General features: G+C 72.4%; 24 protein-coding genes. 16 read left to right on the top strand and 8 right to left on the bottom strand.

The genetic code is table 11. From position 1 onward, the window contains the following. Nucleotides 1-33: 33 nt before the first annotated feature. From ACFYXS_RS33490 to ACFYXS_RS33520, 7 genes are read left to right on the top strand one after another with little or no spacing between them, the layout of a single operon-like run. On the top strand, nt 34-1,044 hold the full coding sequence (locus ACFYXS_RS33490; RefSeq protein ID WP_389255362.1) for an SCO3242 family prenyltransferase: 1,011 nt from the start codon (nt 34-36) through the stop codon (nt 1,042-1,044). Continuing rightward, complete coding sequence (locus ACFYXS_RS33495) at nt 1,041-1,898, top strand: sugar phosphate isomerase/epimerase family protein (RefSeq protein ID WP_389255119.1); 858 nt, start codon at nt 1,041-1,043, stop codon at nt 1,896-1,898. The genes ACFYXS_RS33490 and ACFYXS_RS33495 overlap by 4 nt, the downstream gene beginning before the upstream one ends. After that, nucleotides 1,895-2,524 carry an EboA domain-containing protein gene (locus tag ACFYXS_RS33500; protein WP_389255121.1) on the top strand — a complete coding sequence of 210 codons (630 nt, stop codon included), beginning with the start codon at nt 1,895-1,897 and terminating at the stop codon, nt 2,522-2,524. Before ACFYXS_RS33495 ends, ACFYXS_RS33500 begins: the two co-directional genes overlap by 4 nt. After that, complete coding sequence (locus ACFYXS_RS33505) at nt 2,524-3,372, top strand: TatD family hydrolase (protein ID WP_389255123.1); 849 nt, start codon at nt 2,524-2,526, stop codon at nt 3,370-3,372. The genes ACFYXS_RS33500 and ACFYXS_RS33505 overlap by 1 nt, the downstream gene beginning before the upstream one ends. A gap of 13 nt (nt 3,373-3,385) precedes the next feature. After that, on the top strand, nt 3,386-4,555 hold the full coding sequence (gene eboE, locus ACFYXS_RS33510; RefSeq protein ID WP_389255125.1) for a metabolite traffic protein EboE: 1,170 nt from the start codon (nt 3,386-3,388) through the stop codon (nt 4,553-4,555). Then, the gene (locus ACFYXS_RS33515) at nt 4,552-5,940 is read left to right on the top strand and encodes an alkaline phosphatase family protein (RefSeq protein WP_389255127.1); all 1,389 of its coding nucleotides are present in this window, start codon (nt 4,552-4,554) and stop codon (nt 5,938-5,940) included. Before eboE ends, ACFYXS_RS33515 begins: the two co-directional genes overlap by 4 nt. Before the next feature lie 43 nt (nt 5,941-5,983). Then, entirely contained in the window at nt 5,984-7,063 is a 1,080-nt protein-coding gene (locus tag ACFYXS_RS33520) for a sugar phosphate isomerase/epimerase family protein (protein WP_389255129.1), read from the top strand. 454 nt (nt 7,064-7,517) lie between these two features. Here the strand turns inward: ACFYXS_RS33520 and ACFYXS_RS33525 are convergent, their stop codons facing one another. Then, nucleotides 7,518-8,009, bottom strand: coding sequence for a universal stress protein (locus ACFYXS_RS33525; protein ID WP_389255131.1), 492 nt, complete (start codon nt 8,007-8,009; stop codon nt 7,518-7,520). Nucleotides 8,010-8,359: 350 nt separating this feature from the next. On the opposite strand from ACFYXS_RS33525, the gene ACFYXS_RS33530 reads away from it, so the two are divergent. From ACFYXS_RS33530 to ACFYXS_RS33540, 3 genes are all read left to right on the top strand, one after another. Beyond that, nucleotides 8,360-8,950 (top strand): MEKHLA domain-containing protein, encoded by a 591-nt coding sequence (locus tag ACFYXS_RS33530; RefSeq protein ID WP_389255133.1) that lies wholly within the window; start codon nt 8,360-8,362, stop codon nt 8,948-8,950. A gap of 64 nt (nt 8,951-9,014) precedes the next feature. Then, nucleotides 9,015-9,365, top strand: a complete 351-nt coding sequence (locus ACFYXS_RS33535; protein ID WP_389255135.1) for a winged helix-turn-helix transcriptional regulator — start codon at nt 9,015-9,017, stop codon at nt 9,363-9,365. A 120-nt stretch (nt 9,366-9,485) separates the two neighbouring features. Then, complete coding sequence (locus tag ACFYXS_RS33540) at nt 9,486-10,067, top strand: TetR/AcrR family transcriptional regulator (protein WP_389255137.1); 582 nt, start codon at nt 9,486-9,488, stop codon at nt 10,065-10,067. A 21-nt stretch (nt 10,068-10,088) separates the two neighbouring features. On the opposite strand, the gene ACFYXS_RS33545 is transcribed toward ACFYXS_RS33540, so the two are convergent. Then, nucleotides 10,089-10,808 carry a hypothetical protein gene (locus ACFYXS_RS33545; protein ID WP_389255139.1) on the bottom strand — a complete coding sequence of 240 codons (720 nt, stop codon included), beginning with the start codon at nt 10,806-10,808 and terminating at the stop codon, nt 10,089-10,091. A 229-nt stretch (nt 10,809-11,037) separates the two neighbouring features. Here ACFYXS_RS33545 and ACFYXS_RS33550 point away from each other — a divergent pair, with 229 nt between their 5' ends. Beyond that, entirely contained in the window at nt 11,038-11,934 is an 897-nt protein-coding gene (locus tag ACFYXS_RS33550) for an LLM class flavin-dependent oxidoreductase (protein ID WP_389255141.1), read from the top strand. Beyond that, nucleotides 11,931-13,238 carry an FAD-binding oxidoreductase gene (locus ACFYXS_RS33555; RefSeq protein ID WP_389255143.1) on the top strand — a complete coding sequence of 436 codons (1,308 nt, stop codon included), beginning with the start codon at nt 11,931-11,933 and terminating at the stop codon, nt 13,236-13,238. The genes ACFYXS_RS33550 and ACFYXS_RS33555 overlap by 4 nt, the downstream gene beginning before the upstream one ends. A 333-nt stretch (nt 13,239-13,571) precedes the next feature. Here the strand turns inward: ACFYXS_RS33555 and ACFYXS_RS33560 are convergent, their stop codons facing one another. Next, nucleotides 13,572-14,225: an FMN-dependent NADH-azoreductase gene (locus ACFYXS_RS33560; protein ID WP_389255145.1), complete on the bottom strand. Its 654-nt coding sequence runs from the start codon at nt 14,223-14,225 to the stop codon at nt 13,572-13,574. A gap of 160 nt (nt 14,226-14,385) precedes the next feature. Here ACFYXS_RS33560 and ACFYXS_RS33565 point away from each other — a divergent pair, with 160 nt between their 5' ends. Continuing rightward, on the top strand, nt 14,386-14,793 hold the full coding sequence (locus ACFYXS_RS33565; RefSeq protein WP_389255147.1) for a winged helix-turn-helix transcriptional regulator: 408 nt from the start codon (nt 14,386-14,388) through the stop codon (nt 14,791-14,793). A gap of 398 nt (nt 14,794-15,191) precedes the next feature. Here the strand turns inward: ACFYXS_RS33565 and ACFYXS_RS33570 are convergent, their stop codons facing one another. Next, on the bottom strand, nt 15,192-15,785 hold the full coding sequence (locus ACFYXS_RS33570; protein WP_389255149.1) for a helix-turn-helix transcriptional regulator: 594 nt from the start codon (nt 15,783-15,785) through the stop codon (nt 15,192-15,194). A 75-nt stretch (nt 15,786-15,860) separates the two neighbouring features. Between ACFYXS_RS33570 and ACFYXS_RS33575 the strand changes: the two genes are divergently transcribed. The 3 genes from ACFYXS_RS33575 to ACFYXS_RS33585 all read left to right on the top strand — a co-directional run bounded on the left by ACFYXS_RS33575 (nt 15,861) and on the right by ACFYXS_RS33585 (nt 20,492). Next, the gene (locus ACFYXS_RS33575; protein ID WP_389255151.1) at nt 15,861-16,559 is read left to right on the top strand and encodes an ABC transporter ATP-binding protein; all 699 of its coding nucleotides are present in this window, start codon (nt 15,861-15,863) and stop codon (nt 16,557-16,559) included. A gap of 5 nt (nt 16,560-16,564) precedes the next feature. Beyond that, entirely contained in the window at nt 16,565-19,363 is a 2,799-nt protein-coding gene (locus ACFYXS_RS33580) for an FtsX-like permease family protein (RefSeq protein WP_389255364.1), read from the top strand. Between the two features lie 172 nt (nt 19,364-19,535). Continuing rightward, nucleotides 19,536-20,492: a hypothetical protein gene (locus ACFYXS_RS33585; protein ID WP_389255153.1), complete on the top strand. Its 957-nt coding sequence runs from the start codon at nt 19,536-19,538 to the stop codon at nt 20,490-20,492. A gap of 53 nt (nt 20,493-20,545) precedes the next feature. On the opposite strand, the gene ACFYXS_RS33590 is transcribed toward ACFYXS_RS33585, so the two are convergent. The 4 genes from ACFYXS_RS33590 to ACFYXS_RS33605 all read right to left on the bottom strand — a co-directional run bounded on the left by ACFYXS_RS33590 (nt 20,546) and on the right by ACFYXS_RS33605 (nt 25,132). Further along, the gene (locus ACFYXS_RS33590; protein ID WP_389255155.1) at nt 20,546-20,911 is read right to left on the bottom strand and encodes a nitrile hydratase accessory protein; all 366 of its coding nucleotides are present in this window, start codon (nt 20,909-20,911) and stop codon (nt 20,546-20,548) included. Further along, on the bottom strand, nt 20,908-21,504 hold the full coding sequence (gene nthA / locus ACFYXS_RS33595; protein WP_389255157.1) for a nitrile hydratase subunit alpha: 597 nt from the start codon (nt 21,502-21,504) through the stop codon (nt 20,908-20,910). The genes ACFYXS_RS33590 and nthA overlap by 4 nt, the downstream gene beginning before the upstream one ends. Continuing rightward, nucleotides 21,501-22,172 (bottom strand): nitrile hydratase subunit beta, encoded by a 672-nt coding sequence (gene nthB / locus ACFYXS_RS33600; RefSeq protein WP_389255159.1) that lies wholly within the window; start codon nt 22,170-22,172, stop codon nt 21,501-21,503. The genes nthA and nthB overlap by 4 nt, the downstream gene beginning before the upstream one ends. Before the next feature lie 71 nt (nt 22,173-22,243). Next, a complete protein-coding gene (locus tag ACFYXS_RS33605) occupies nt 22,244-25,132 on the bottom strand; it encodes a SpoIIE family protein phosphatase (RefSeq protein WP_389255366.1) in 2,889 nt (962 codons plus the stop codon). Between the last annotated feature and the right edge of the window lie 135 nt (nt 25,133-25,267).

Below are 25,267 nucleotides of genomic sequence, written 5' to 3' on the forward strand. Positions count from 1 at the left end.
TGCGACGGCGCCCGGCTGACCGACGGCGCCCGGCTGACCGACGGCACCCCGGCGCCCGATGCGCCGGTCCGGGCCGCGCGGCTGTGGGCCTGGGCCGAATTGCTGCGCATCTCCGCCCTGTTCACGGTGCCCGGCGACGCCCTCGCCGGCGCGGCCGCCGTCGGGAGGCGCCCGCACCGCGGCACGTTCCTCGCCGTCGGCACGTCGTTGTGCCTCTACCACGCGGGTATGGCCCTCAATGACTACGCCGACCGCGACGAGGACGCCGTCGACCGCCCCCACCGCCCCATCCCGTCGGGCCGGATCACCCCCGTGGCGGCCCTGACGGCGGCCGGGGCGCTCACCCTGGCCGGGCTGGCACTCGCCCGCCGCGCGGGGCGCGCCCCGCTGGCCGCTGCCACGGTCCTGGCGGCGACGGTCTGGTCGTACGACCTGGCTCTGAAACACACTCCGGCCGGTCCGGCGGCCATGGCCTCGGCCCGTGCCCTGGGCCTCCTGCTCGGCGCGACGGCCACCCGCCCCGGCGCGTTCGCCGCCGCCCTGCCCCACGCGGGACTGCTCGGCGCGCACACCTACGCCGTCACTTCGGTGTCCCGGCACGAGACGCAAGGCGGTTCCACCGCGGCTCCACTGGCGGCGATGGCCGTGACCGCGGGCATCGCCACCATCACCGCCGGCGGCGCCGATGCGCTCCGTTCGCTCCGCGCGTCCCGCCGGTCCCCACGCGACGAGGCTCTCCCGGCGTCCGCCGGCCACCGCTCCGGGGCCCGCGCACTCGCCGGCGGGCGACCGCTGAACCCGCCCCGGGCGGTTGCCGCCCTGGCGGCGGCCTCCTACGCCCGCACCGCCCTCACCCCCTTCCTGCACGCCGCTCTGAATCCCTCCCCGCCGCTGACCCAACGGGGAGTCGGCGCCGGAATCCGCGCCATGATCCCGCTGCAATCGGCCCTGGCGGCCCGCGCCGGCGCCGGCACCACCGCGCTGGCCGTCCTCGCGCTCGGCCCCCTGGCCCGACGGCTGGCCCGGAAGGTGAGCCCCACATGACCCTGCGCCTCGGCTACGGAACCAACGGCCTCACCGACCTCCGTCTCGACGACGCGCTCGCCCTCCTCGCCGACCTCGGCTACGACGGCGTCGGACTCACCCTCGACCACATGCACCTGGACCCCCTCGCGCCCGATCTCGCCGGCCGCACCCGCCGCCTCGCGGGGCGCCTGGACCGGCTCGGCCTCCAGGTCACGGTCGAGACCGGGGCCCGCTATGTCCTCGACCCGCGGCGCAAGCACGGCCCCTCCCTCCTCGACCCGGACCCCGACGCCCGTGCCGCCCGCACCCGGCTGCTGGTACGGGCCGTGCGGGTCGCCGCGGACCTCGGCGCACACGCCGTGCACTGCTTCAGCGGCATCACTCCCGACGGCACGTCGGCCGCCGTCGCCTGGGAGCGCCTGGAATCCGCCCTCACCCCCGTCCTGGACGCCGCCGCCACCGCCGACGTCCCGATCGCCGTCGAACCCGAACCGGGCCACCTCCTCGCGCGCCTGGAGGACTTCCACCACCTCCGCGCACTCCTCGGCGACCCCGGACCGCTCGGCCTCACGCTCGACATCGGCCACTGCCAATGCCTCGAACCCGACGCCCCGGCCGACTGCGTCACGCAGGCCGCGCCCTGGCTGCGGCACGTCCAGATCGAGGACATGCGCCGCGGCGTCCATGAACACCTCCCCTTCGGTGACGGCGAGATCGACTTCCCGCCCGTGCTCCAGGCCCTCGCGGCCACCGGCTACCAGGGCCTGACCGTCGTCGAACTGCCCCGCCACTCCCACGCGGGACCCGAACTCGCGCGCACCTCCCTCGACTTCCTGCGCTCCCACGCCGCCACGATCGGAGCAACGGCATGACCGCACCCACCCGTGAGGACCTCCGCGACCGTCTCGGCGACGAAGCCCGCACCTGGCTCGACACGGCCCTCGCCGACGCCGCCCGCTCTGCCGCCGCGTCCCGGGAGATCCCCGGCCCGAGACGCACCGTGGCCCCTTGGGAACTGAGCTTCGCCTCCACGGGCCGCCACTGCGGCCAGGAGCAGGCCGATGCCGTCCGCGTCCTCCTGCTCCGCGAGGCACGTCCCGACGCCCGGACCCTGACCCGGCTGTACCAGCAGGGCACCGCCGCGGAACGCCGCGCGGTCCTGCTCGTCCTGCCGGACCTCGCACCCGATCCGGCAGACGGTCTGCCCCTCGTCGAGGACGCCCTGCGCACCAACGACACCCGCCTGGTCGCCGCCGCCGTCGGCCCCTACGCCGCCGAGCACCTCGACCCGCACAGCTGGCGTCAGGCCCTCCTGAAGTGCCTGTTCACGGGAGTCCCCGTGGGCGCGGCCGACCGGCTCGAAGACCGCGCCCGAGGCGACGCGGAACTGGCCCGCATGCTCGGCGACTACGCCGCCGAGCGCACCGCCGCGGGCCGGGCCGTCCCCGTCGACCTGCACCGCCTCCTCGCCCTGACCTCCCCCACGGAGCAGCCCTGATGCGCATCTTCGACCCCCACATCCACATGACCTCCCGCACCACCGACGACTACCAGGCCATGTACGACGCCGGTGTGCGCGCCCTGGTCGAACCCTCCTTCTGGCTCGGACAGCCCCGTACCTCGCCCGAGTCCTTCTTCGACTACTTCGACTCCCTCCTCGGCTGGGAACCCTTCCGGGCGGCGCAGTACGGCATCGCGCACCACTGCACCATCGCCCTGAACCCCAAGGAGGCCAACGACCCCCGCTGCACCCCCGTCCTGGACGCCCTGCCCCGCTACCTCGTCAAGGACAACGTCGTCGCCGTGGGGGAGATCGGCTACGACTCCATGACCCCGGCCGAGGACACGGCGCTGGCCGCCCAGCTCCAGCTCGCCGCGGACCACGGACTGCCCGCCCTCGTGCACACTCCGCACCGCGACAAGCTCGCCGGGATGCGCCGCACCATCGACGTCGTCCGCGAGTCGTCACTCGACCCCGACCACGTCCTCCTGGACCACCTCAACGAGACCACCGTCAAGGAGGCCGCCGACAGCGGCTGCTGGCTCGGGTTCTCCGTCTACCCCGACACCAAGATGGACGAGGACCGCATGGTCGCCGTGCTGAAGGCGCACGGCACGGAGAAGATCCTCGTCAACTCCGCCGCCGACTGGGGCAAGAGCGACCCCCTCAAGACCCGCCGCACCGCCGACGCCATGCTCGCCGCCGGCTTCGGCGACGACGACGTCGACCAGGTCCTGTGGCGCAATCCCGTGGCGTTCTACGGCCGCAGCGGCAGGCTCCATGTGGAGGCCCCCGCCACCGGGGCCCTGCACGAGGGCAACTCCGTGCTCCGCGGCGGGGAATGAGGGGACGGCCAGCATGCGCTTCCGCCACCCCGACGGCTCCGTCGTCCACCTGTCGTACTGCACCAACGTGCACCCCGCCGAGACGCTCGACGGTGTCCTGGCCCAGCTCCGCGACCACTGCGAACCGGTTCGCAGGCGCCTCGGCCGCGACCGCCTCGGCGTCGGCCTGTGGCTCGCCAAGGACGCCGCGCGCGCCCTGCACACCGATCCGGCGTCCCTGCGCGGACTGCGCGCCGACCTCGACCGGCGCGGTCTGGAGGTCGTCACCCTCAACGGCTTCCCGTACGAGGGTTTCGGCGCGAACGAGGTCAAGTACCGCGTCTACCGGCCGGACTGGACGGAACCCGAACGCCTCGCCTACACCAGTGTCCTCGCCGACCTGCTTGCCGCGCTGCTCCCCGACGACGTCACCGAAGGATCCGTCTCCACCCTCCCGCTCGCCTGGCGCACCGTCTTCGACGAACGCGCCGCCGCGACCGCCCGCACCGCCCTCACCACCCTGGCCGAACGTCTCGACGCGCTCGCCGAGCTCACCGGGAAATCCATCAGGATCGCCCTGGAACCCGAGCCGGGCTGCACCATCGAGACCACCGCCGACGCGATCGCGCCCCTCACGGCCGTCGCGCACCCCCGCATCGGCATCTGTGTCGACACCTGCCATCTCGCCACCTCCTTCGAAGAACCCGTCGCGGCGCTGAACGCGCTCACCGCCGCCGGCATCGCCATCCCCAAGGTCCAGCTCTCCGCCGCACTCCACGCCGAACACCCCCATCTCGCCGGCGTGCGCGACGCGCTGGCCGCCTTCGCCGAACCCCGTTTCCTGCACCAGACCCGGACCCGCACCGCCGACGGCCTCCACAGCACCGACGACCTCCACGAGGCCCTCACCCCCGACGCACTCCCCACCGGCGCCCCTTGGCGCTCGCACTTCCACGTGCCCCTGCACGCGCCACCGGCACCGCCCCTCACCTCCACCCTCGGCGTCCTGAAGGCCGCCCTCGGCCACCTCGTCGGCGGTCCCGTACCGCTCACCCACCACCTGGAGGTCGAGACCTACACCTGGCAGGCGCTCCCCGCCGAGCTGCGCCCGCGCACCCGCGCCCAGCTCGCCGACGGGATCGCCGCCGAACTCGGCCTCGCCCGCGACCTCCTGCACGACCTCGGCCTCAAGGAACTCCCATGAACGCCACCGCCGGGCCGACCCCGCTGCTCGTCCTGGACGTCGTCGGTCTCACGCCGCGCCTGCTGGAGCACATGCCGCACCTGCGGCGATTCGCCGACGCCGGCTCCCGGGCCCCGCTCGGCACCGTCCTCCCGGCCGTCACCTGCGCCGCACAGTCCACCTTCCTCACCGGCTCCCTTCCCTCCGAACACGGCATCGTCGGCAACGGCTGGTACTTCCGCGAGCTCGGCGACGTCCTGCTGTGGCGCCAGCACAACGGACTGGTGGCCGGCGACAAGCTCTGGGACGCCGCCCGCCGCGCCCACCCCGGCTACACCGTCGCCAACATCTGCTGGTGGTACGCGATGGGCGCCGACACCGACATCACGGTCACCCCGCGCCCCGTCTACTACGCCGACGGCCGCAAGGAACCCGACTGCTACACCCGCCCGCCGGAGCTCCACGACGAACTCACCGATGCGTACGGCACCTTCCCCCTCTTCCACTTCTGGGGCCCGGGCGCCGACATCGTCTCCAGCCGCTGGATCATCGACGCCACCCGGCACATCCTGCGCACCCGCACCCCCGATCTCGCTCTCTGCTACCTTCCGCACCTCGACTACGACCTGCAGCGCCACGGCCCGGACGACCCCCGCTCCCGCCGGGCGGCCACTGATCTGGATGCGGCGATGGCTCCGCTCCTCGACGACGCGCGGCGCGAGGGCCGCACCGTGATCGTCCTGTCCGAGTACGCCATCACCCCGGTCAGCCGTCACGTCGACATCAACCGGGCGCTGCGTCGCGCGGGCCTGCTCGAGGTCCACACCCAGGACGGCATGGAGTACCTGGACCCGATGGCCTCCCGCGCGTTCGCGGTCGCCGACCACCAGATCGCCCATGTGTACGTGCGCCGCCCCGAGGACCTCGAGGTCACCCGTGCGACCCTGACGGCGCTGCCCGGGATCGCCGAACTCCTCGACGACGAGGGCAAGAAGCGGCACGGCCTCGACCACCACCGCTCCGGCGAACTCGTCGCCGTCGCCGACCCCGACGCGTGGTTCACGTACTACTACTGGCTCGACGACGAGCGGGCGCCGGACTTCGCGCAGCTCGTCGAGATCCACCGCAAACCCGGGTACGACCCCGTCGAGCTGTTCATGGACCCCGCCGACCCTTACGTGCGCGTGAAGGCGGCGACGGCCCTCGCCCGCAAGAAGCTCGGCATGCGCTACCGCATGGCGGTCGTACCGCTCGATCCCTCGCCTATTCGCGGCAGCCACGGCCGCCTGCCGACGAGCGACGACGAAGGTCCCCTCATTCTCTGCTCCGTCCCCCGTGCCGTCAGCGACCGCCTCGAGGCCACCGATGTGAAGTCCCTGCTCCTGCGCCTGGCAGGACTGCACTGACCTCACTGAACCACACGCCACCGACAACAGGGAGTTATCCACAATGAGCGGCAACAGTCGTACAAACGGCACCCCTGACCCCGAGCTCAGCCGCAAGCTCAGCCGCCGCGGCATGCTCGGTGTCGCGGCCGGCGCCTCCGCGGCCGCCCTGCTCGGCGCCACCGCCCCCTCCGCCGCCGCGCACGACAGGGGCCGCGGCAAGGACCACCACAGGGGCCACGGCAAGGGCGGTCACGGACGCCCCGTGCTGCCTCCCGGCCGCCTCGGCATCCAGCTCTACTCGCTGCGCGACAAGGTCTCCACCCTCGGCTTCGCGCCCGTCTTCGCCGAGCTCGGGAAGTACGGATACGACGAGATCGAGTACGCCGGCTACACCCAGGGTTCGGCCGGCGCGATCACCCTCGCCCAGCTGCGCGGGCTCGCCCGCGACCACGGACTGAAGGCCATCGGCAGCCACGTCGGCTACTACGACGACAACAACCCCGGTGCCTACACCTTCGCCCAGAACCTCACCAAGGTCCTCGACGACGCCGAGGCCCTGGGCCTGAAGCACATCGGCACCGCGTCCGGCCCCTGGCGCTACGGCGGCACCGTCGACGGCTGGAAGCGCTGCGCCGAGGAGTTCAACGTGTTCGGCGCCGCCGCCAGGGCCCGCGGCATGAAGTTCTACCAGCACAACCACGCCGACGAGTTCTCCTTCGCCACCGACCGCCCGAACGTCCGGCTGTACGACGTGCTCCTCGCCGAGACAGATCCGCGCCTGGTGTACCTGGAGATGGACATCTACTGGGCGTTCGTCGGGCAGTACCGCTTCTCCCGGCGCGCCGACGGCACCCCCGCCCCCTTCGACCCGCTGCGCTACGTCCTGAAGCAGCCCGACCGCTACCCGCTCTTCCACGTCAAGGACGGCGAGCGCGACGACACCGCCGGCGACGGCTACCGCATGGTCGACGTCGGTGACGGCGACATCGACTACGAGCGGTTCATCTCGGCGGTGACGCGCACCCACGGGGGCCGTCTGTCCCACCACTGGCAGACCGAGCACGACGCCCCGGCCGACTCCCTGTCGTTCGCCCGCCGGTCCAGCGCTTACCTGCACTCGCTGCGCGAGAAGGACTGCTGACGGCCCCTCCGCGGGCACAGCCCGCGACGCCGGTGCCCCCGCACCCGTCGGCGGGGGCGCGGCGGCACCGGCGTTCTGCCCGGCGCGCACAAGGGCCGCCGACCCGGGGGAAGATGCCTGCGGATGCCCACTGCCCAGGGGTCGGGCGCAGTGTCGTCGAGGACGTCGCGGAAGGGCACAGGAGGGGCGTCACACGCGGGGTTGCAGGCCTGGGACGCCGCCCGTACTCGGTGAGGGGTGTGCTCCTCGCGGCCCTTCCGGCCGCATTCTCACGAGAGGGGATGACATCGTTGTCGCCACTCGGCGCGAGACGCTATCACACCCGAGGCGCAGGGCACGGCGCGCCCCGGCCGCCCGACGGGATGCGCGCCGGGAACGCGAGCGGCCCGGTCCCGTTCGCGGGACCGGGCCTGCTGCCCTCACGGCCGGTTCGCCGACCGGCCTGTGCGTACGGTCAGTTGGCGTCGCCGGCGGGGGCCCCGGCGCTCTCGGCGGTCTCGGCGCTCACGGTGCCCTCGACGTGCTCGGGGTCCTCGGGGGCGAGGAGCACGGCTATGCCGACGCGGTGCGCGATCGCGTCGCTGATACGGGGGTTGAACAGCGCCGCGAGGGAACCGCGGTGGTGCGGGCTGAGGACGAGGAGGTCGGCCCCGAACTTCTCGGCCTCCTCGGTGATGGTCTCGGGGACCTGCTGGACCAGGCCGGTCGCGAGCGCGCCGTCGGCCTCGACCCCGTCCTTGCGGACCTCGGCGAGGGCCTCGGCCAGGATCGCCTTGGCCTCGGCGTCGTCCTCGAGGGGCATGACCGCGTCGTACGTGACAGCGGAGGTGGCGACGTGCAGGACGTGGACCCGGGCGCCGGAGAGCCGGGCGAGGCCGTGGGCCGTGCGCAGGGCGGCGTGGCGGGCGGCGGTGGGGTCGATGGCGACCATGATGCGCTGGAACATTGCGTCTTCATCTCCGTACAGAGCTTCTGGAAAAAGCAGCCGTTCATGCGAATACCGGCTCAGTACATCTATCACCACCGCTTTTCGCGGGAATCCCCGGTTAACGGGATGGGGGGTCCGTGCCACGTCTTGGCGTTCCGTCACCTGCCGCCGGTCCCCGCGCCGCCCCGCGGATGGCGTGCCGGGAACGGCGGCGTGAACGCGGGGCGGCGGGCACCGGGCAGGGGGGCGGGGGCGGCCCTCCACCCCGGCGCGCCTGCTCGGCCCGAGCTCCCGCAACCTAGAATCACCGAGGGCCCTGTCACGACCGCGCGCCCGTGCCGTGCCGCCAACCCCAGTGGAGGATGTCCGTGACGGAGCCGAACAGCGGGGCAGGGACCGGAGTGTCGGAGCGTTCCCCGGTACCCGCGCCCGCGGCCGGACCGGTGTCCACCGACCCCGTGCGGAGCCCCAGGTTCGCGTCCCTGCTGCTGGACAGCCACCGCCGGCTGGTGGGAGTCGGGCTCTGCCCGCCGGTCTGGTCCTCGGAGGACGAGGCCGCCGCATGGCTCTACGAGGACGCGCCGTTCGGGCTGCTCGTGCACGACACCTCCGACGACCCCCGGTTCGTCTACGCCAATCGCACGGCGCAGCGCTGCTTCGGCTACTCCTGGGAGGAATTCGTCGGCCTGCCCTCGCGCCTGTCGGCCGGCCCCGGCGACCAGGAGGACCGGGACGCACTCCTGGCCGCGGTCGACGACCGCGGCTACGCCGACGGCTACCGGGGACTGCGCCTGCACAAGGACGGCCGGAACTTCTGGATCGAGGACGTCTGCATGTGGAACCTGCTGGACGCCGACGGCAAGCGGCACGGGCAGGCGGCGGTCTTCGGTTCGTGGTCGCCGGCCTCCCCGTCGGCGACCGACCCGGACGCCGGCGCCGCTCCCGGGGCGCGCACGTGAGGCACGACACCGCCGTGCCCGCCGCCGTTCGCGAACCCCTGACCAGGGCATTCCCGGTGCCGCGATGAGCGGTGTGCCGGAACCGGCCGGTCCCGACGGGCCGTGTCGGGAGGTGGACGCCACCCTGGCACGGGTCTTCGGGCTGTTCGGCAAGCGGTGGACCGGTCTCGTCCTGGCCGTGCTGACCGAGTCGCCGACGTACTACGCCCAGTTGCGCCGAGCCGTCCCCGGGATCAGCGAGCGCATGCTCTCCGAGCGTCTGACCGAGCTGGCGGACGCAGGACTCGTCGTCCGGGACGTGGACCCCGGGCCGCCGCTGCGGGTCCGCTACGAGGTGACCGAAGCGGGCGCCGCCCTGCGTCCCGCCCTGTCCGCGCTGGCCCGCTGGGCCGACGAGCACTACCCCGGGACGTAGCGCCCCCGGCCCGCCGGTGAACCCTATGTGGAACGGGAGGTCGAAATGCTCTCCCCTCCACCATGCGGTATCGCGCGGGAAATCTGTATCGATCGTTCCGTTCCGGTGTATGCTGCGGCCATGGCACGCGTGAGGGAGTTCGACACCGAGACGGCCGTGGATGCCGCGATGAACGCCTTCCGCCGCAAGGGCTACGAAGGCACGTCCGTCCAGGACCTGGTCGACGCGACCGGCGTGGGCCGGGGCTCGCTGTACGCGGCATTCGGCAGCAAGGAGGGCCTCTACCTGGCGGCCATGGACCGCTACCGGGAGCGGTACGCCCTGCCGCTGGTCGAGCTGCTGCGCGGTGGCGCTCCGGCGCGTGAGCTGTTGCGTGAGGCCCTGGTGGCGACCGTGGACGGGGTCGTGCGCGACGGCGGCCGGCAGGCCTGTCTGATCGTCGGCGCCACCACTGAGCGGGTCGCCCACGACACCAAGGTGGCCGCGCACGTGCGCTCGACGACCACCTCACTGGAGGACGCGCTCCGTGACGTCATCGCCGAGGCGCAGGAGGACGGACAGCTGTCCTCGACCCGCGACGCCCGCGACCTGGCCAGGTTCCTCCTGGTGACGATGCAGGGCCTGAAGGTGATGGGTGCCGTCAATCCCGACCGGGCCTCGCTGATGGCGGCCGCGGAGGCCGCCCTGTCCGTGCTCGACTGAGGCGGTGCGAGGAGCCCCGGCTCAGCTGTACCTCAGGTCGCTGATGTCGATCGCGACCATCAGTTCGTCCGGCAGGGCGCGGCCGTCGTCCCCGCAGCGGTAGGCGCGGCGCTTGGACGGCATGCGCAGACCCTGGGCCTCGATGTAGTCGTGGAGGTACTGGGCCGCCGGGAACCCGCCCGCCACGTCGACGCGGTAGTCGTGCCGGCGCAGCAGCAGGTCGTCCCCGAAGTAGAACTCCTGCTCCCGGCTGTGGCCGGCGATGCCGTCGGGGAAGGTGGCCCGCAGACCGCGCCACCGTTCGCCGTTCTCGTGCACGTCGGGGAGGGCGGTGACCGTCACCCCCGGCATGGCGAGCAGGAACGGGGTGGTCAGGTAGGTCCACAGCGCGTAGCCGTTGAAGTAGGCCCTGTGCAGGGCGTCCCAGGGCGTGGTGAACTCGTGTCCCGCGAAGGACCCCCGTGGGTCCAGGCGTTCCGCGACCACGGTCCCGTCGCTCCGCTCGATCGCGACCCGACCGGGGGAGAACGCGGTCCGCTGATCGGGCGCGCCGTAGGGCCGCACCGACGCCCACTCCTCGTGGAGCCGCACGGTCATCTCCCGGGGGTCCGGGTCCTGTGGCACGCCCTTGATCGCCCACAGGCCGCCCCCGGTGACGATCGTCGCGCGGAGCCGGGAGAACTGCGCGTAGCGGTCGCTGCCGCCGTGCGCCTGGAGGATATGCGCCAGTAACTGGTCCACAGCACGGTGTCCGTTCGCCGGTCCCAGCCGACCCCGGCGGGGTCGTCCGGGCGGGGATGGTGCCGGTCCGGACTCCCGCCCGGTACGGGCCTTGCCGTCGATCTTCCCAGGACCGTGCGCCGCCCACAAAGCGAGGAAGTCCCCGGCACCCGCGCCCGTCACCACTTACTCAGGATTAGTAGCTCACCTTCCACTTTGTGCGGGAAGGCACGGTCCGCACCGTGGAGGCATGAATGACTACGGACACCCCCTCTCGTTCGGGCTGAGCCTGGACCCCGACGCCGGGACGCCGACCCGGACCAGGGCACTCGCGCAGCAGGCCGAGGCGCGGGGCCTCGACTACCTCGCCGTCCAGGACCACCCCTACCAGCCCGGCCACCTCGACGCCTGGACCCTGATCGGCCACCTCTCCGGGGTGACACAACGGATCTCCTTCCTCACCGATGTCGCGGACCTCCAACTGCGACCGCCGACCATGCTGGCCAAGGCGGCCGCCTCGCTGAGCGTGCTCACCGGCGGGCGGGTGCAACTCGGCGTCGGCGGCGGAGCCTTCCCGGAGGCGATCGCCTCGATGGGCGGCGTGCCCCGCAGCGGCGCGGCGATGGTCGACTTCACCGAGGGGTCGCTGAGCCTGCTGCGCGGCGCACTCGCCGGCGGGCCGGTGCGATTGCACAGCGCGCATCACACCGTCGAGGGCTACCGGGCGGGACCGGTACCGCCCGCTCCGGTCGGCGTGTGGCTGGGGGCGCAGAAGCCCAGGATGCTCGCGCTGACCGGCCGGGCCGCCGACGGCTGGATCTCCCCGCTGAACATCTACGTACCGCCCGAGCGGGTGCCCGGTGCCCAGCGCGTCATCGACGAGGCCGCCGAGGCCGCGGGGCGCTCCCCGGCGTCGATCCGCCGCGTCTACAACGTCATCGGGGTGATCGGCCGGCAGCCCGGCCCGGGGCTCGCCGGCGACGCCGGGCGCTGGGTGGACACCCTCAGCGAGTGGGCGGTCGGCCTCGGCTTCGACACCTTCGTGTTCTGGCCCGCCACCGAGCCGGAGAGCCAGCTCGCGGTGTTCGCGGAAGAGGTGGTCCCGGCGGTGCGCGAGCGCGTCGCACGTCTGCGGAGCGCCCGATGAGCGCCGCAGCGCGCCCGGTTCCCCCGGGGCTCGCGGGCAGGCTCGTCACACCCGGGGACCGCCGCTATGAAGCGCTCCGCTCGACCTACACCCGCGTGGGCAGCCCGGCCCTGGTCGCGCTGCCGGAGTCCCCGCGCGAGGCGGCGAGCGCCCTGGCCCTCGCCGCGGAGCAGCGGCTGCACGTCTCGGTCCGCAGCGGCGGTCACGGCCTGTCGGGCGCCGCCACCAACGACGGGGGGCTGGTCATCGACCTGGGCGCGATGCGCGGCGTACGGGTCCTGGACCGCGGCGCGCGCCTGGTGCGGGTGGAGGCCGGTGCCCGGTGGGCGGAGGTCGCCCGGGCGCTGGCTCCGCACGGGCTCGCCATCAGCTCCGGCGACCACGGCAACGTCGGCGTGGGCGGGCTGGCCACCGGCGGAGGCATCGGCTGGCTGGTGCGCTCCTACGGGCTGACCATCGACCATGTGCGCGCCGTCGAAGTGGTGCTGGCCGACGGCTCGTCGGTCCGCGCCGACGCCCAGCACGAGCCCGACCTGCTGTGGGCCATGCGCGGAGCCGGATCGGGCACCGCGATCGCGACCGCCTTCGAGATCGAGGCGGTCGAGCTCGGCAGGATCGGGTATGCGGAGGCCACCGTCGTGGTGGACTCCGCCGGTACGGCCCTGCGCCGCTGGGCCGCCATGATGGCCGCCGCGCCCAGGGAACTGTCGACCGCGGTGAACCTCTCCGGCCATGGGTCCTCGGCGGTCGCCTCCGTCACCGCGATCGTCGCCTCCGACAGCGAGTCCGTGATCCGGGGCGCCCTGGAACCGCTCGCGGGCCTGGGGGACACCGTCCTCCACCAGGCGTACCTCCTCCCGTACCCGCAGTTGCTCTCCACCGCCCAACTGCACGGGCACAACGGGCAGATGCCGGTCGCGACGACCAACGGGCTGCTCACCCGGATGAGTTCCGAGGTGGCCAGGGGACTCGTCGCGGCGGTCACCGCCCCCGAGCCCGTCCTGGTCCAGATGCGGTCGCTGGGCGGCGCGGTCAACGACATGGACCCTGCCGCGACCGCCTATCCGCACCGGCACCAGCGGACCCTCGTCACTGCCACGGCCTTCCCTCCCAGGGGCCGGGAGACGCTGTCGGCCGCGTGGAAGCCGCTGTTGCCGCACACCGACGGGGCCTACGTCAATTTCGAGAGCCGCCCCGACGAGGAGACCTTCGCCCGCACCTACCCCGGAGAGACCGGTGCGCGCGTCGCCGAACTGCGGCGGCGCTACGACCCCGCGGGTGTCCTGCGCCCGCGTGCGCTCTGACCGCGACGACGACGGCCGTCCCGGGTCCGCCTGCGGGGCGGCCGTGCCCGTCCGCAGCCGGACGTCGCGGATGTGGCGCGCGCGCAGGAGGAAGAGGCCGGCCAGGACGTCGTCCGACATCCCGGCAAGGACCCTGTCCGGTGCGGTGCGCGTGGAGCGTGCGATGGTCTCCACGAGGCGTGCCAGGTCCTCGGTGGCGGCCTCCTGGACGCTTGCCGGGCCGGCGCTGTCGCGGATCGTGGGGTGGACGGTCATGGTGCTCCTTCGTTCGGGCCCCCCTGCGTGGCCGGCCGCGCCCGGCGCCGTGGCGGTGCCGGGCGCGGCCGCGGCGGATCAGCGCGCGGCGACGCGCAGTGCGATGTCCTTGCCCTTTGCCGCGGCGTCCTCCAGGGCCCTGGTCCAGGAGGCCTCGGCCAGGGGCACGAGTTCGCTCATGGCCGGGTTGGACGCCGCCGCAGTCAGCTCGGGGACGATGAAGTCGACGTCCAGGCCCATGTACTCGCCGAGGATGGCCCGCAGGTAGTTCTGCACGTACTCGGACGAGGCCCGGGGGGTGCCCGGTGCGTAGGAGCCGCCGCGACTGGCGACGACGGTGACCGGCAGCTCCTTGACGCTGGAGGCGTCCCCCGTGGTGCGGCCGACCACGAGCACATGGTCGATCCAGCTCTTGAGCGTCGAGGGGATCGTGAAATTGTACATCGGGGCGCCGATGAGGACGGCGTCGGCGCGCTCCAGTTCCTCGATCAGCTCCAGGCGCCGGGCGAAGGCCGCCGCCTGGTCCGGGGTGCGGGAGCCGGCGTCCACCAGAGCCGCGGCGAACGCGTGGACGTCGAGGTGGGGGAGCGGGTCAGCGGCGAGGTCGCGGTGGATCACGGTGCCGTCGGGATGCTGCTCCCGCCAGGCGGCGCGGAAGGTCCGGGCCACGGTGCGGGAAGCGGAGTCCGAACCGGGGTGGAGGGAGGAGTCGAGGTGGAGCAGGGTTGCCATGGTGTCTTCCGGGGGTTGGGGGGCGGTTCTTTCGACCGGCGGATCCCGCTCCCGGGCGGTGCTCGCTCCGGGACGGGGTGTCCGCGACCGGTCGTGGGTCCACGGTCCGCCAGGGGTTCGTCCCGGAACAAAGAAAGGATTAGGTGCTAATCTTGGGTAAGTGGAAGCGAGTACCCCGTCAGCCCGGCCGCGCGAGGTCGGCGGCATCGACGACAGCAGTTGCCCGAACCTTCAGGGCGCCCTGGAACTCGTCGGGCGGCGTTGGACGGGCGGGATCCTGGAGGCCGCGTCGCACGGGGCCCGGCGCTTCGGCGAGTACCGGGCCATGGTCAGCGGCATCTCCGACCGCCTGCTCGCGCAGCGCCTGAAGGAGTTGGAAGCCGAGGGGCTGATCGAGCGCACGGTGGTGCCGACCACGCCCGTGCAGATCCGCTACACCCTCGCCCCGGACGGCCGGACCCTCGTGGAGGCGCTGCAACCCCTGGCCATGTGGAGCGCCCGGCGCCTCGGCCGGGTGGACGAGGCCCCGGTCCGGCGCCGCGGCGTGTCGCCGGGCGGCGCCGGGTGACGGCCGGCCGAAGGGCGCGCCCCTGACGCGGGTCTTGGCCTCGAACGGAGGGGAACGACCCTCCGGGAGGCTGCTGATCGACAACCGCCTCTTCGAAGCGGGGGGCTGGAACGCGGATTTCCACCCCGAGCTCCCACCCGGCCACGGTGAGGTCGTCCCCACCCCGCACAAGAACATCGACGTGGTCGGCACGATGTGCGGGGAGTCGGCCGCCCGCAGTTGCACGGAGCGGGGCTGCCACGTGACCACGTTCAACGACGCCACGTCGGCGGCGGGCGGCCGCGCCGCGCACGACGCCACGGTGCGGCGCTGTCCGGCGATCTCGCACGCCCACGCTGACGGTCGACGCGGCCGGCTGACGCGCACCGCGGGAGGGCACGCGTACTGCGTCGTCCGCGTCATGCCTCCCGTAGCCGCCGGACCGCCTCCTGGCCGTCCTCCTCGGCGCGCGGCTCGGCGCGTTCGCCGGACGCCGCGAGGGATGCGAGTCGGTGTGCGGCGTTGTCGATGAGTTCGAGGTCGGCTTTGGTGTGGGCGATGGCGGCGTCGATGAGGAGGGCGACGAGGGGGTCGTCGGTGTGGGTGCGGCGTTGCCGTGTGAGGCCGGCGAGTTCGGACAGGTAGGTCTGGCGCTGGGCTGCGACGAGGGTGTCGAGGGTGTCGGGGCCGAGGGAGGCGGCGCCGAGGAGTTTGAGGAAGAGTTCGTCGCGGAAGCCGCCGGTGCGTGTCCAGGCGGTGGTGGCCCAGGTGTCGAGTTCGCGGTGGCCGGCCGCGGTGAGGTGGTAGCGGGTCTTGTCGGGGCGGTCGCTCTGGGCGACTTGGGACCGCGTGACGTAGCCGTCGCGGACCAGGCGGTCCAGGATCTGGTAGAGGTGGCCGATGTTCAGGCCGCCCCATTGGGGGCCGATGGCCTGTTCGAAGCGACCCTTGAGTTCGTAGCCGTGGCTCGGGCCGTCGGTCAGCAGTGCGAGCACCGCGTGGTGCAGTGGCATGGCACACCCCCTATGTATTGTGACAATGTACCGCTGCATTGCGGCAATGCAGGTGCGGGAGGGTGGGAGAGGTTCATGGGTGTGACCTTGCGGGGGGTGACCCGCCGGTATCCGGGGATCACCGCACTGGACGGCGTCGACCTGGACATCGACGAGGGCGTCTCGGTGGCCTTGACCGGCCCGTCCGGGGCGGGCAAGTCCACGGTGCTGCACGTGATCGGCGGGATGGACCGGCCGGACTCCGGCACGGTGGAGGTCGACGGGGTGGAACTGACCGCGGCCCGGCTGGACGCGCACCGCCGCCGGATCGGCTTCGTCTTCCAGCGTTTCCACCTGCTGCCCGCTCTGACGGCAGTGGACAACGTGATGGTGCCGGTCCTGCCCCGCCGGGTGGACTTCGACCGGCGCGCCCGCGCGATGGAACTCCTGGACGCGGTCGGCCTGGCACAGCGGGCCGACGCACTGCCCTCGCAGCTGTCCGGGGGGCAGCAGCAACGCGTCGCGGTGGCAAGGGCGTTGATCAACCGTCCCGGGCTGCTGCTGGCGGACGAGCCGACCGGCAACCTCGACAGTGCCACCGGGCGGGAGATCATCGACCTGTTGCTGTCGCTGAGCGAGCAGTACGGCACGACGATGCTGATCGCCACCCATGACGCCGAGGTCGCCGCGAACTGCGACCGGATCGTGCGGCTGCAGGACGGCCGGATCACCTCCGATCAGCAGATCACGCCGGCCGCCGACGTCCTGGACCGGCTGGGGGGTCTGCGTCCGTGATAGCCATGATCCTGTCCCAGTTGCGGCGGCACCGCGGCCGGGCCCTGGCACTGGCCGCCGGCATCCTGGTGGCCGCCACCAGCTTCACCCTGCTGACCTCGACGGTGACCACCAGCCAGGCCCGTACCACCGACACCGTGCGCAAGAACGCCCGTTCCGCCTACGACGTCCTGGTCCGCCCCCGTGGCAGCCAGACCGGCATCGAACGCGCCGACGGCCTGGTCGAGGCCAACTTCCTGTCCGGGATCTTCGGCGGCATCACCCTCGACCAGTACCACGCCATCAAGGACATGCCCGGCGTCCAGATCGCCGCCCCCGTCGCCAACCTCGGCTACCTCATGGTCCAGGGCACCATGAGAATCGACGTCTCCGACTTCCTGGACAGCAAGGCCCCAGCCCAGATCCTGCGGATCCGGCCGACCCTGACCGCCGGACTCAACCACTACCGAACCGCCGACCAGTATCTCTACCTCAGCCACAACCCGATCGCGCGGCCCAAGAAACTTCCCCACGACTGGTCACCCGGCGACCTGTTGCAGGAGGACACAGGACACGGGACCTACTCCGTCTGCTGGTACTACAACTACAACAAGACCGACCTGCACATTCAGCATGCGGACGACGGGGGCTACGAGCCGCTGCAGCCCAATTTCATCCGGGAGGACCGCCGCGAGGAGTCGCCCTTCGACCCCGACATGAACGCGTGGCTGACCTGCCAGTCGGGCCACGGCAAGGCGACCGCCGAGTTCCCCGTCACCTACCCGGTGCTGCTGTCGGCGGTGGATCCCACCGCCGAGGACCGACTCGTCGGCCTGGGCGACGCCATCACGGACGGCCGGATGCTCACCGACCGGGACAAGCCTGTCTGGAACCGCAAGGAGAACTGGTCGGACAAGCCGTACTGGAAGGTCCCGGTCGTGCTCAATGACCGGACCCTGACCGCCGGCACCCTCGACGCCCGCGTGGAGCGCCTCCAGGTCGGCGACCCGGCCGCCCTGCCCGCGAAGCTCGGCAGCACCGCAGCCCACGACTTCGTCAACAGCCTGCACGGAACACCCGTCGGACATGTCACCGCCGAGATCGACAAGGGGTACCCCGAGAAATTCGTCTTCCCGCCCTTGGCGAACAGCTACTGGACGGTCGGCCCGGTCGACTACCGCCGCACGGCGGACGGTCTCGCTCCCCGGGCCCGCCCCGACCAGTCGCCGGAACTCTGGCGGACGAACGAGAACCAGCAGTTCGTCGATCTCGTGCCCGAGGAGAACACCGGGACCCAGTTCCGCGAGGTCACCAGCCACCCGGGCACCTTCTGCTGGGGTACGAAGGTCTGCGACCAACAGGACTACGGGCGGACCCCGATCCCCTATCTGACCCCTGTCGGGCGTTACGACGCAACCACGTTGCCCGGCTTCTCCTCGCTGTCGCAGGTGCCGCTGGAGACCTACCGCTCCCCGCAGGTCACCGGCGCCGACCGGACCGCGCGGGACGCCCTGCACGACCGGCCGCTCGCCCCCGACCGCAACCTCGGCGGCTACCTCACCGCACCACCCACCATGCTCACCACCCTCGACTCGATCTCCGTGCTGACCAAGAGCCGCCGACTCGCCTCCCTGCAGGACAAGGCACCCGTCAGCGCCATCCGCATCCGCGTGGCCGGCGTCACCGGCGTCGACCCCGCGTCCCAGGCGCGCGTCAACGCGGTCGCCGGACACATCCGCACCGCGTATCGCGGGCTGCAGGTCGACATCACCATCGGCAGTTCGCCGGCACCCCAGACCATCGCCCTGTCCGGCGTCAACGTCCGCGAGTACTGGACCGCCAAGGGCGTCGCCCTGCGCATCCTCAAGGCCGTCGACGCCAAGAGCGCGGTGCTCTTCGTCCTCGTGCTCGTCGTCTGCGGACTCTTCCTCGCACAGGCCGCACTCGCCTCGGTGCGCTCCCGACGCACCGAGATCGGCACCCTGCGCTGCGTGGGCTGGACATCGGTGGACATCCTCCGCCTCGTCCTCGGCGAACTGGTGGTCATCGGCCTCGCCGCGGGCGCGGCGGGCTCCCTGCTCGCCTACCTCCTGGGCTCCCTGCTCGGGCTGTCCGACGCGGGGGTCAAGGCAGCGCTCGTTCTGCCCGTCGCCCTGCTGCTCGCCCTCACCGCCGGAGCGTTCCCCGCCTGGCGGGCCACCCGCCTGCGACCCATCGACGCCATCCGGCCCCCCGTGACCACCGGCGGCCGCGCCAGGCCCGTCCGCTCCATCCTCGGCCTCGCCGCACGCAACCTGCTCCGCGTCCCGGGCCGCACCGTCCTCGGCGCGGCCGGACTCGCCCTCGGCGTCGCCGCCTTCACCGTCCTGCTCGCCCTGACCCTCGCCTTCCGCGGCGAAGTCGCCGGCTCCCTCCTCGGCAACGCCGTCGTCGCCCAGGCCCGCACCGCCGACTACCTCAGCGTCGCCCTGTCCCTCCTGCTCGGCGCGGCCGGAGCCGTCGACGTCCTCGTCCTCTCGCAACGCGAACGCGCCTCCGACCTCGCCGTCCTGCGCGCCACCGGATGGACCACCCGCGAACTCGCCCGCCTCACCATCCACGAAGGCATCCTCCTGGCCCTCCTCGGCGGCCTCACCGGCGCGATCGCGGGACTCACCGCCGTCATGACCATCAGCCGTGGCGTCCTGCAAGGACACCTGCTCACCGTCGGCGGCGCCGCCCTCCTCGCCACCCTCGCCGCCGTCGCCCTCGTCAGCGCCGCCCTCGCCTTCCCCATCCGTGCCCACTCCCGCATCGCCCCCGCCCATCTGCTGGCGGCAGACTGACCGGTCGTGTGGCGACATCCGACGGCGCGTCCCTTATGGGGACACGCCGTCGCCCAACCGGCCCACGGACGTTAACTCCCGGGCCAACAGGCAACGCACAAGGCGTCATTGGGCGCCAGGAGAGTAACCGCCGCCTCGTTGCGCGTTTCCTCCTCCTGACTCGGAGCCCCCCATGAAGCCCTGGCGAGCCGTCGGCGCCGCTGTGATGACCCTCTTCCTCTCCGTCGCCCCCCTCGTGGCCGCCGGCCCGGCCCAGGCGGCCGCGCCGACCGACGCGGACCTCGCCTACCGCTGGGCCCCCATCCACTACCAGGACACGTCGTCGGTGTACTACACCGCCGACTACCTCTCGCCCGTCGACTACGACGGCGACTGGAACACCCGCAACAACTGGGAGAACCTCGACGCCAACACCCAGCGGCTGACCGGCACCGGGTACTACTCGGTGGTGGAGACCTCCACGCACTGGTTCATCACGTACGCGTTCTTCCACCCGCGCGACTGGAAGGACTACCCGCTCAATGTGACGGGCCACGAGAACGACATGGAGGGCGTGCTGGAGGTCGTCAGCAAGGACGGCAGCACCTACGGCAGCCTGCAGGCGGCCGTCACCCAGGCGCACGACAACTACTACTCCTACGTCCCGGCGGGCAGCCCCTTCACCGCCAACCGCGAGTCGGTCGACGGCACCCTGGTCACGCAGGCCTACGACGGTGCGCAGCACCCGCTGGTCTTCCAGGAGGCCCGCGGCCACGGCATGTACAACTGGGACGGCGGCGACTTCGCGGGCGGCGACGGCATCGTCTACCGTCCCAGCCGCGCGGGCGGCACGGTCCCCAGGAGCGGCAACGACCGTGCCGCGTCGTACCAGCTCGTCGACATCTTCGGCGCGGGCGGCCTGTGGGAGCGCCGCAACACCAATCCGCCGTACGCCTCGTGGGGCACCTTCGCCGGTGACAACGGCAAGGACAACGCGGCGCACACGCCCTGGGGCTGGGACGACACCAATGACGGCAGCGACCTCCAGCGCGGCTCCATCGCCCCGGACCCGGCGTACCTGGTCTCGGTGTACTTCGGCAATACGGCACCGCTGAGCCTGGCCTACACCCGCAACACGTACCGGTCCTGACGGTGTGTCATTTCCTCGGGCCGGCTGCGCGACCGCCGGCCCGAGGACGGGGCTCAGTGCGGGTGCGGATGGTCGTGTCCATCGCGATGGTCGTGGCCCGGCGGGCGTCGGTCCAGGGTCCGCGCGCGGGCGGTGACCTCGTCGGCGGACACCGTGCCCTGCCCCGCGAGCACGTCCTCCAGGGCGCCCAGCCAGTGCTGGTAGTAGTTCCACGACGCGTCGTCCGGGTCGTGCTCGGCCTCCCAGACCGCGATCCGGGTGATCAGCGCCGCCTGGAACCGCGGCCAGGTGAAGGCGCCCGCCTCGTAGAGGGCGACGGCCATGCCGAAGGCGCGGCTCTCCCACGGCTCGGCGAACGTCAGCTCCCCGTTGGAGCGGGGCGGGGCCGCCGGGCCCTCGGCGTCGAGGGGGGAGGTCACGGTGTCCTCGCCTTGGCCACGCCGACCATGGCGTCCCGGGTCACCAGCGGCACGAGCTGCTCCTCGGACAGGTGCTCGGTGCCGGCGGGGCGTTCGGGCAGTACCAGCCAGCGCACCTCGCTGGTGGAGTCGCGCACGGTGATCCGCACGTCGTCGTCGAGGTCGAGGCCCATCTCGGACAGCACCACGCGCGGCTCCTTGACCACGCGCGCGCGGTACGCCGGGTCCTTGTACCAGCTCGGGGGGAGACCGAGCACCGGCCACGGGTAGCACGAACACAGCGTGCACACGATGACGTTGTGCGTGGTCGGGGTGTTCTCGACGACGACGATGTGCTCGCCCTGCGGCCCCGTGAAGCCCAGCTCCCCGATGGCGCTGGTCCCGTCGTCGAGCAGCCGGCGCCGGTACTCCGGGTCGGTCCACGCCTTGGCGACGACCTTGGCGCCGTTCAGCGGGCCGATGTCGGTCTCGTACTCGGTGATGAGTCCGTCCATCACCTTCGGGTCGATCAGGCCGCGCTCGGTGAGCAACTGCTCCAGGGCCTCGGCGCGCAGCGCCACGGGTGGGCGCACGCCCGTTCCGCCGGTGGTCATGAAGGTGTCTCCAGGTAGCTCTCGAACAACTCGGCAGTGACCATGAAGGGTTCGGACCCGGAGCCCCACAACTCACGGGAGTCGAAGCGCACCGAGTAGACGTGCTCCGGATGCTCGCCCTTGAAGTGCGCATTGGTGTCCGGCAGTACGGCGGCGGGCTGGACCGCCTCGACGATGCCGGCATGCCCCCGCACATAGCCCGGCATCCTCGTGTGCCCGGGCGGCGAGATGTCCTTGGCGCGTACGTGCTCGCCGGCGGCGAAGGCGGGTGCGGCCTCCACGGTGCGCATCCAGCCGGGGGCGGTCGGCGCGCGGCCGGGTCTGGGCTGCTCCGGGACGGGCGGCTCCGTCGTGTGCTCGCCGCGCAGGTTGCGGGCCCGGGCATCGATCGCGCCCGGCGCGAGGAAGGCCGTCTCGGTGAGCATCAGCTCCGCGCCGTTGAGCCAGCGCCCGTAGTAGCCGTCGTCCAGGTAGGCCGACCGCTCCAGCCGCTCGACCGTGTGGCGGAACGCGTCCGTGTTGAGGCCGCCGCAGGCGACCAGGATCGAGAGCATCCCCAGCGCGAACGCCCGGCCCTCCCAGGGCTCGGCGAAGACCGGTTCGTCGCCTCGCGGCGGAGGCACGTGGCCCCAGCCGTCTGTGCCGCCCATGTCGGCGATCCCTTCCATGGCACCACCTCTCGCGCCTCTGCCGTAACAGACATATGCGTACAAAGTCTATTCCGTGGCGTCCCGGGTGCTCAGGCGAGGGGCGGCACGGCATCCATGTCGAACTCGTCCAGGGGCGACCGGGGCGACGCCGCGGGGGTGCCGGGGCCCGGCATCTGCTGTGCCGTCCAGATGCACTTGCCGTTCGCGGTGTAGCGGGTGCCCCACCGCTGGGAGAGGGACGCGACGAGCTGGAGCCCCCGGCCGCCCTCGTCCGTGTCGGACGGATGCCGGATCCGGGGCATGGTCAGACTGCCGTCGGCGACCTCGCAGATCAGCTCGGTGTCCCGCAGCAGGCGCAGCCTCATCGGCCCCTTCGCGTGCCGGACGACGTTGCCGATCAGCTCGCTGGCGAGCAGTTCCGTTGTCGCCGTGAGTTCGTCCAGGTCCCAGTCCGCCAGCTGCTCGCGCACCAGTCCGCGGGCGAGCGCGGCCGCCTGCGGGTCCTGGGGGAGCGGCCAGGAGGCCATCCGGTCCGGCGGGAGGGCGTGCATGCGCGCGATCAGGAGGGCGATGTCGTCGGTGGTGGTCCGCCCGGCCGGGAGCAGATTGGTGATGACGGTGTCGCAGAGCCGGTCCAGGTCCTCTCCGTCCGAGCTGCGCAGCAGGTGGGCGAGGTCGGACAGGCCCTGGTCGATCTCCCGCTCGGACGACTCCACCAGACCGTCGGTGAACAGCACCAGGAGACTCTCGCGCGGGACCTCCACCTCGACGGTCTCGAACGGAGGCTCCGCCGCTCCCAGGGGTGGGTTCGGGGCCCCCTTGGGGAAGCGGACCGTGCCGTCGGGATGGACGATGGCCGGCGGCGGATGCCCGGCGCGGGTGACGCTGCAGGTCCCGGTGGTGGAGTCGTAGAGGACGTACAGGCAGGTGGCGTAGGAGTCCTCGCCGAGCCCGCTGACGATGTCGTTGAGGTGGTTCATGATCTCGTCGGGGGGCAGTTCGAGGCCGGCGAGCGTGTGGACGGCCGTGCGCAGCCGGCCCATGGTCACGGCCTCGGACAGGCCGTGGCCCATCACGTCGCCGATCACCAGCGCGACCCGGCCGGCGGAGAGCGGGATGACGTCGTACCAGTCGCCCCCGACGTCCACGCCCTGTTCCGTCGGCAGGTAGCGGGCGGCGAGCGAGCACGACGGCAGGGCGGGCAGCTTCTGGGGCAGCAGGGCGCTCTGCAGCTCGCGGGACCGGGTGTGCTCGGCGTCGTACAGCCGCGCGCGTTCCAGGGCGTGGGCGACCAGGGCGCTGATGGTGCTCAGCAGGGTGCGTTCCTCGTCCGTGAGGCGGCGCGGACCGTCGAAGGCGACCACGCAGATGCCGAACGTGAGCCCGGAGGCGATCAGCGGCAGGAACGCCCACGACTGCTTCCCGATCATGCGGGGACGGTCGGCCATGCCGGGGTACCGCTCCACGTACTCCTCGACCGAGGAGATGAAGAGCGGTTCGTTGTGCGAGATCGACTGCCATCCCGGGTCCTGCACGGCCCGCGGACGTCCTTCGACGCTGTCCAGGAAGGCCCGCGGGTAGCCGACGGATCCCACGGTGTAGACGCGGTCGCCCTCCAGCGCCTGCACCAGCAGACCGGTGGCGCCGAAGGGTGGCAGCACGCGCTGGGCCACGGCGTCCACCACGTCGCGTGACGTGGTGGCGGCGGCGAGCGCCGCGGTCAGTTCGCCGATCCGGGCCGAGCGCTCGGCGGAGGCCTGTTCGGAGGCGACCCGCTCGGCTTCGCGCCGCCGGTTGTCGGTGACGTCGGTGAAGTAGAGGGTGACGCCGTCCGGCACCGGCACGAGCCGCAGGTGGAGGCAGGACCCCGTGTCCGGGATGCCCACGTCGAAGCTCGTGGGCACCGCCTTGGCGGCGGCCTCCCGGCAGCGGGCCTCCAGGCCGGGTATCTGACGCAAGGACGGCAGTGTCCACAGCACGCGGTCGAAGAGCTCCTCCTCCGGGGACCCCAGCATCTCCTCCGCCTTGAGGTTGACGAAGGTGATGCGCCAGTCGCCGTCCACCGAGAGGAAACCGTCGCTCATGTGCCGCAGGGCCCGGCTGAGCGCGGCACGGGCCGAGCGGGAGTCGCTGCTCTCCCACGCCGTGCCGATCATCCGGTAGGGCTCGCCGGCGTCGTCGAGGACCACCTTGGCCCGGGTCTCGGTCCATGCGTAACCCCCGTCGGGACGCCGGACGCGATACTCCGCCTCGAACACCGCCCGGTTGCGGATGGCCGTCTCGGCGGCCGCGAGCGTCCACGGCAGGTCGTCGGGGTGGACGACCTTCATCCAGCTCTCGACCCGGGGCACGAAGTCGGCGGGGTCGGTGCCGTAGACGGCCATGGCCGCGTCGTCCCAGCCCAGTTCGCCGGTGCGGATGTTCCAGTCCCAGGTGCCCACCTCGACCGCCTTGAGGGCCTGGCGCAGCCCGGTGCCGTTGGGGTCCTCCAGGGTGGGGCGGGCAGGTGGCGGGGCCTGGCCCATCCGCTCCTGCGCCCACACGGCCACCGCCGCCAGGAAATCCCACTGCTCCCGGGTGGGCTCCCCCTCGGCACCGGTGACGACGGTGAGCGATCCGACCGGGATCTCCCCGTCCGACAGAGGCACGGCCGCCAGCCCCGTGCCGGGCCACGGCTTCGTTCCCGGCGGCCGCGCGCTCCCGGCGGTCCCGTGCGGGGCCCACAGACCGCCGTCCCGGTCCAGGACACGGGCCGGCACGGCCGCGCTGTCCTGATCGATGATCTCCCAGTTCCGTACGAGGGCCGGGGACAGCCCGACGGTCGAGACCAGGCGCAGCGCGGACATGGGTCCGCACAGGTGGACCGTTCCGCCCAGCCCGTCCAGCCCGGCCACCGCCTGCTGGATCGCGAGCCGGAGCACCTCGCCTTCCGTAATGCCCTTCTCCACGGCGGAGAGCAGTGCCAATCGGTCATCCACCATGCAAATGTACATTTGTGGCGGAAACCTGGCAGGTGAGAGCGGGGTCCACCGCCGCGCCGACGAGAAGTTGTCGCCGGCGAGGACGTAGCGGCCGTCGGGCGAGGTGGCGCAGGACAGGACGGCGGCGTCGCA

The sequence above is a fragment of the Streptomyces sp. NPDC002574 genome (assembly GCF_042889545.1).
Taxonomy (GTDB): domain Bacteria; phylum Actinomycetota; class Actinomycetes; order Streptomycetales; family Streptomycetaceae; genus Actinacidiphila.